Here is a 6,523-nt window from a genome sequence, read left to right on the forward strand (position 1 = left end):
TTAAGATTGTTTTATACTTGTAATAACCTGAAATGCTTACATGAAGAGTTTCGCACATAAGCTTTACAGTCCAAAGTTCATTGTGCTTGTCATAAATGAACTGATAACGGTAATGAGCCTTTATTTCTTCCGGCTTACGGCGAAAAAACCGAGAGCCTCTTTAAGGATGTCATTAGACCGTTGAAGTTCTAAAACCTCTTTTTCAAGCTCGCATATCTTTTGATCCTTGGCATCATTAGATAAACGTTTGTTACCGCTTCCAACATATGCGGTTTCCTGATATTTTTTACGTTTATTACGCCAGCCCGAAAGGGTGTAATAAGGAATACCGAGTTGGTTAGCAGCGGCATTAAGACCAATTTCATCGGATAGCTTAACAGCCTCTTCTTTAAAAGTTTTGTCGTATTGCATTTTGATCACCTCTGTGTTTTTAATAATACCATAGATTTGGTGAGTTTACCAACTCTACTTAAATGCTACCACTCCATTGATTGCTAATTAATATATTTTTCTACTATGTTATTTATCTCAAAGTTAATATCAATCTGCTCTTTTTTCAACTTTTCGATTTCAATCTCTATCTTGTTCACTTCTTCCATTTTTTCATTTTGCAACTCGATGTTAGGAACAGATATATTTATGCTCTTTATCCTATCTAATGAAGCTCTGAATGTTCGTGAAAATCCTTTAGCATTGCCCTCTTTTTCCAAGAGATAAGCCATATACCTTGGATTAATCACTTCATCATTGACAATCATTATCCCACAATGATCGGTCGGATAAAACTCATATTTTTTCGGCAAAATATTTACCATCCAATCTCCATCAATACCCCATATGATATATTCATTTTCAAAGCTATCAATAAGCTTTTTATCTATGTTGCCTATCGGCTCAAAAACATTGGCACTATATACCGGAATGCCTTTTTCGCTTAATTCGGTTTGCAAAACTCTCTTCCCAATAGAAAGTTTGAAAACATTGCTATCACTTAGTTTGTACCCCCCCCCATCATTTTTCACAACTTCTAATTCATCAAAAATAGCTTGTATTTTTGCTTGATATTCTTCTATCTTCATTCGTGTTTTTTCAAAATTTTCATCTATTTTTTCACATTCTTCGATTAGTTTTTTTTGCACACCAATGGGAGGAACAGGTATACTGATATTCTCAATATCTGACGATAAATTTTTTATATTTCCGCCAAACGCAATGCTTTTTATTTGTTTCGCAATTTCACCAGATGATAATATCAAGAATAAATACTTTGCGATTATTAATTCTTCATTTTTCAACCTAATTATTCCCATAAATCCTCCAGCGAATTTATTAAGATCTTCTTTTATAAAAGCCATTTTACCAATATGCTTTATGCTTCCACTTGAGAAGCATACAAAAATATCATTCTTGATTAGTTTTTTCTCTTCTGACATTACATAAACATTCTCTAAGTAAATTTCTTTTTTTATATCTAGTCTGTTACTTAAAGAAATATTATCTGCTGTCAAAACAATATTCTCAGTCTTATTTAAAACTTGTTTCTCCTTAGGATATGTTACACCTCTAATTATTTGAACATCTTCTATATTCTTTATTTTTGAAATTTTATATTTGCTATAAAGTTTTACCTCCTTTTTTTCTATTAGATTGATTGTTTTATCAAATTTCTCTCTATCAAAGTTCAACATATTTTTTGTTTTAATGATACTAACATAATCCCCTATCTTCTTGTTTATCTCCAATTGCTCATTATCAAATGATTTTCGTATAAATGGAGAAATATGGTCCTTACTTTCTCTATTCGTTTCATCATATAATAATCCACCCATTTTTATGATTTGTATACCTTCGCTACCTTTTCTAGATGACCATTGATAACCTAAAAATTCATATTGATCAGTTGCTGAAGTTGGTGCTTTTATAACAATAGTTTTATTTTGTCTTATGAGTGCAAAATAAAAAAGTTTATCCCTCTCTATTTCTTTACAATACGAATAAAACATATCATCCAACTTCTTTCCTTGATCCTCTTTACTCATTTTTTTAAAAGTTACTCTACTGATTGCATTTCTGTATTCAGGTGTGGTAATAAATGTATCAACATACATCTTAAAATAATCATTATCCTTATACTCTTTATAACTTTTATCTTCCTCTAAGAAGCCTTGATAAATTTTTGCTTCAACATCAATATGATTTAAATAATCCTTAAAAACTTCTTTATCTATCCAGTTATCTGTTATGCGATTAGAAAAAATAGCTTGCACTGTATCTTCAACCAACTCGAAATACTTTGGTGGTTCATTATATTTTTGCAAAAATAAGACTACAGTGTTTGTTCCTGTTGCACTAAATGTCTTGTCTGAAAATAGTGCTATTGCTTTTATTTTAAAGTTTTTTAATATTTCCTCTCTAGCACCAGTATAACTATTGGAAGTATTGCTCAATATAGGTGCAGGTAAAATAACCGCTGCAATACCATTGGGTTTTAAAAGTTGTGCTATTCTCTCTACAAATAACACTTCAATTTCACTACCATCATTAGATATGAAATCACTTAGTTGAAAATGATTATCTTTTATTTTTAAATGTGATTTAAAAGCCTTCACGGAATATGGTGGGTTAGCTACCAAAATATCAAAACTATTATTTATTATCCCCTTGTCTTTATGATTATCAAGTCCATCTCCAAAAACAATATTTCCACTACCGGCACCATTCATAAACAACGAGATCTTTGAAACACGAGCAAGCCTGTAATCTTTCTCTATTCCATAGATTTTTTCGTCTACCCAGTCATTGTTGTCGCTGTTGATGACACTGTTTATGGTTTCTATACCCTCCGTAAGAAAATGACCGCTTCCACAAGCATAGTCAATTACTCTCGGATACTTATCACCCTTTAAATTCTTTGCAATGCTCTCAATGGGCAAGCTTTCCCAGATAAACCTTGTTATAGGTATCGGAGTGAAAAACTGTCCCTCATTTTGCTTAAAGCCTTGGTTTAATAGTTGCTCAAATAAATCTCCAAGAAATTGGTGTTTTGAAGAATAAACAATTTTATAATTTTCAAACAGTTTCACGACTTCTACAAGGATTTTTCCGTTTTGCATAAACAGTTGTTCGTTATGAACATCTTTGAATGCAAAGTCGCTGTTAGAGTAAAACTTCAATTTTCTAAATGTTTCTTTTAGGTCGTTTATTGCATTTTTTCTGTTTTGTCCCTTGTAGTTGCTAAACAAATTTAGCGGATATTCAGAAGAAACATAGAATATTTCCTCTTTCATAAACTTGTCCATTCCCTCTTTATATAATCTTTGCAATCTATCTAAGAGGGTTTCGTAGGTATCTGTTCCAAATTTATATTGGAAATCTACAATGTCATCATCTTGCTTTGTTATCTCATCAACTAATTTGCAGATAAAAAGAGCCACCAGTTTATTGAATGCATTTTCTTTATCAGACACATTGTTGTGCCTTAGTATCTCCTCAAATTTATTGACAATCTTATCTTTTGGGTTGAATTCTTTTAAATCTTTCTTCCTTAAAGGTTTCTCACCAATGATATAAGCAATCGTATCATCAGAAAAAATCAAATCACCGTATATTTTTTGCTCGTAGGTTTCTTTCCATACATCGAATGCTTTTTCTTTAGAATGTGCATCATCATATAATTTTATAGACTTGTTCTTTGTAAATTTCTCTAGCACTTCCTCAGTATCAAATACAGATATAGTATTCGCCTGATGTTCAATCTTATTATCTACAAATCCTGTTGCATAGAGCATTAGCCACTTAGTCGATTGTTCTTGCTGATAATAACTAAATAGCTGACCTCCATCAGCTTTTAGGTTCTTCAACTCATTTTCAAATTCCGCTCCATAGGTCTTGCACTCTATAATAGCCAGCATATCATTTCCAGTTTCATTCATTATACATATATCCGCACGACCACTTTTTTGAGAATGACCAAGTGTCCATCTCTTCTCAATTTCAATGTGAGATGGCTTATATCCCTTTAATAAAAGCCTGTGAATACATTCTAAAACAACAAAATTTTCATTGTCCGATAAATTGCAGGTTTGCCTTTCATTTACAACAAGCCCCTTATCTTCAGGATAAAGAATTTTATTGTTTTTAAAATCAACTTCGATATTGCAATCAAATTCTTCAAAATGATATATATACCTATCCTCGATGTTGATATATCCCCAAAGCAGCAATACCTCTTTTATATTGTTTAAAGTTATCATTATCTAATTTCCTCATCTCTAATTATCTCAACAACATCTTCAACCCTACAATCCAACGCCAAGCAAATTTTCTCGATGGAGTCAAGGTTTACATAAGCATTTTTGCTCATTCTTGATACTATATTACTTGTAATATTCGACACTCTTTTCAAATCTTCCTTATTCATTTCTTTCTCAACCAATAAGTGCCATAAGGGTTTATAACTGACAGCCATTTTCTACTCTCCTTATCCAACAAAATGTTATTTTTAAGTATAACATAAATCGTCATAAAAGTCATCTATAACAATTTAATACTTGCGTTTACGTTAGTAATTTTTGAGATAGTCCTATTTGCAATGCTTTTAGCCTTACCACTTTAGACTGTTCTTCATCTCTCGGCGGGCTGGCAACAACGGAATAGAAGTATCATTATCCTCGTTAGTATCATGGCTCGTAAAGTTCCTATCTTTACTTTGAGTGTTCCTATTTCTCGCTCGCTTCTTTCTATCCTCAAATTGCTTGGTATTCATTGAAACCGAATCGGAATGCCCTGAAACAAACAGGCAAACTCCTTCAGCAAGAAGGTCTGGGCGTAGTATTCTCTCGCTCACTAACGATTAAAGTACCATCTTGGTCTATGAAATTTTCAAGGTACAATCCTGACCATATGTTTGTCAGGCTTTATTTTTGTTTTGTTCCTTTGAACCCAAGGAGGTTATGAACCCCCTCTATCTATAAACCTTAAAAATGACCCCTCTTGGTAACCCTTGATCCAAAAAAATAATCAAGAAAGTTTTGGGCATAAAGAAAGAAGGATTGGCTCTTGCCTTTCCTTCTTAAAAGTTGCATATTCGATTGGGTATTGCTTCTATATACAGTATTTCACTTATCTAACTTTATTATGAAATATTTTCAGATATACCAAGAACATGATCGATTAAGTGAATTATTACTTGCAATTCTTTTGATGAGCTTTTAGTTTTTTTATTGCCCAATCATAGTGACTTGATGTGGAACTTACAAAGTACGAACCCAGTGTACTACCCACTGTCCACTTATAGACCCCTTTTGAAAACAATTCTTCACTTGTAAATTTTTCAGCCAGTTCCAACACCTCTTTATGAGATTTCTCAAGCAGATTCTTGGCTTCTTCAAGAGAGGTCTTTTGATGTTTTTTCCAAAATTCCACATTCATATCCCCGTAGGTCTTCCAATTATAAGGATATGGTAAAAACGGTCTCTCTTCGCCATTTTGATTTGAATGTACCCAATTCAAAACAAGCTGATGCCATTCATAGAGATGGATTAAAACATCTCTTAAATTCTTATCTCTTCTCTAATGGGCTTCTTTTTTCTTTTCATCATTTGAAAAATCAAAGGGGATATTTAACTCTTCCTCCGTCATCTTTGAAATAAGTGAATATAACTTTTCATAGTTTGTCTTTGCATCAGTCATTAAATCATTTTTTGTTGTTGGTCTTGCCATGACATTTTACTCCTTCCATCTTTTTAGAGTTGGGAAAAACTCCATCATCATTTTTCTTGCACTATCTTCATCCATATCTTTATTAGCTTCAACTACATGAGGAACGCATATCTCAATCATTTCCTCCATTGTTCCCTTAAAAGTAAAATCGCCTTTCTCAAAGCAATACTTACAATAATCTTCATTTACGCTTCCATCTGAATTTGTACCATAAAGATCTGTTCCCTCTCCTATAGGCATAGCACAACACTGACAATACTTCGTATCCATTTTTTATTCCTCCTTATCTTTATTTATACAAAATAATATCCACTTTCCCATTCATCTTTTTATAAGTTCTTATATACCGATAAATCCCGTATTTACGTGCTTTATCGGTATTTTCTTTTATGGAAGATATGATATAAATTCTTAAAACTTCACTTATTTTGCTATTCAAAAGTAGTAAAATAGTAGTAATCCTAATACTTATATCACATAGCCAGCTTATTAAATTCCTCTTTTACAGTCTGTATGTTGGCGTGGGTATAGTAATCAAGTGTCATTGCTATACTTGCGTGTCCCATAAGATACTGTAAAGATTTGGGATTAAGCTCGGCACCCGCTAACTTAGTGCAGAATGTGTGCCTTAAGGTATGAAGTGTCATTATCTTAGGTAAGGGGAATAATATTAGTCATATTATATCTTCCAATAAGCCTTGAAAACATAGAACAATACTCTTGTTGAGTTCGTGGATGCCCTGTTCTTGAGACAAACATAAAGTCTGTATATCCGTCGACTGACAACTTCACTGCTACATTT

4 protein-coding genes and 2 pseudogenes are annotated in these 6,523 nt (G+C 32.5%); all 6 read right to left on the reverse strand.

Features of this window, described 5'->3' with window-relative positions; genetic code table 11:
• Nucleotides 1–120 precede the first annotated feature (120 nt).
• Entirely contained in the window at nt 121–411 is a 291-nt protein-coding gene (locus HMPREF9333_RS10520; RefSeq protein WP_005539276.1) for a transposase, read from the reverse strand.
• 83 nt (nt 412–494) lie between these two features.
• Nucleotides 495–4,253, reverse strand: coding sequence for an N-6 DNA methylase (locus HMPREF9333_RS10525; protein ID WP_005541929.1), 3,759 nt, complete (start codon nt 4,251–4,253; stop codon nt 495–497).
• Nucleotides 4,253–4,468 carry a helix-turn-helix domain-containing protein gene (locus HMPREF9333_RS10530; RefSeq protein ID WP_005541931.1) on the reverse strand — a complete coding sequence of 72 codons (216 nt, stop codon included), beginning with the start codon at nt 4,466–4,468 and terminating at the stop codon, nt 4,253–4,255. The genes HMPREF9333_RS10525 and HMPREF9333_RS10530 overlap by 1 nt, the downstream gene beginning before the upstream one ends.
• Before the next feature lie 716 nt (nt 4,469–5,184).
• Nucleotides 5,185–5,721, reverse strand: a pseudogene (locus HMPREF9333_RS10535) (ClbS/DfsB family four-helix bundle protein).
• 6 nt (nt 5,722–5,727) lie between these two features.
• The gene (locus HMPREF9333_RS13175) at nt 5,728–5,991 is read right to left on the reverse strand and encodes a zinc ribbon domain-containing protein (protein ID WP_005541934.1); all 264 of its coding nucleotides are present in this window, start codon (nt 5,989–5,991) and stop codon (nt 5,728–5,730) included.
• Between the two features lie 305 nt (nt 5,992–6,296).
• Nucleotides 6,297–6,368, reverse strand: a pseudogene (locus HMPREF9333_RS13695) (tyrosine-type recombinase/integrase); the annotation flags it as partial.
• Nucleotides 6,369–6,523: the final 155 nt, after the last annotated feature.

This window comes from Johnsonella ignava ATCC 51276 (assembly GCF_000235445.1).
GTDB lineage: Bacteria > Bacillota > Clostridia > Lachnospirales > Lachnospiraceae > Johnsonella > Johnsonella ignava.

Bases quoted from the DNA above. Each gene is read 5' to 3' on its own strand.
- HMPREF9333_RS10520 (WP_005539276.1), bottom strand. From the start codon at position 411: ATGCAATACGACAAAACTTTTAAAGAAGAGGCTGTTAAGCTATCCGAT.
- HMPREF9333_RS10525 (WP_005541929.1), bottom strand. From the start codon at position 4,253: ATGATAACTTTAAACAATATAAAAGAGGTATTGCTGCTTTGGGGATAT.
- HMPREF9333_RS10530 (WP_005541931.1), bottom strand. From the start codon at position 4,468: ATGGCTGTCAGTTATAAACCCTTATGGCACTTATTGGTTGAGAAAGAA.
- HMPREF9333_RS13175 (WP_005541934.1), bottom strand. From the start codon at position 5,991: ATGGATACGAAGTATTGTCAGTGTTGTGCTATGCCTATAGGAGAGGGA.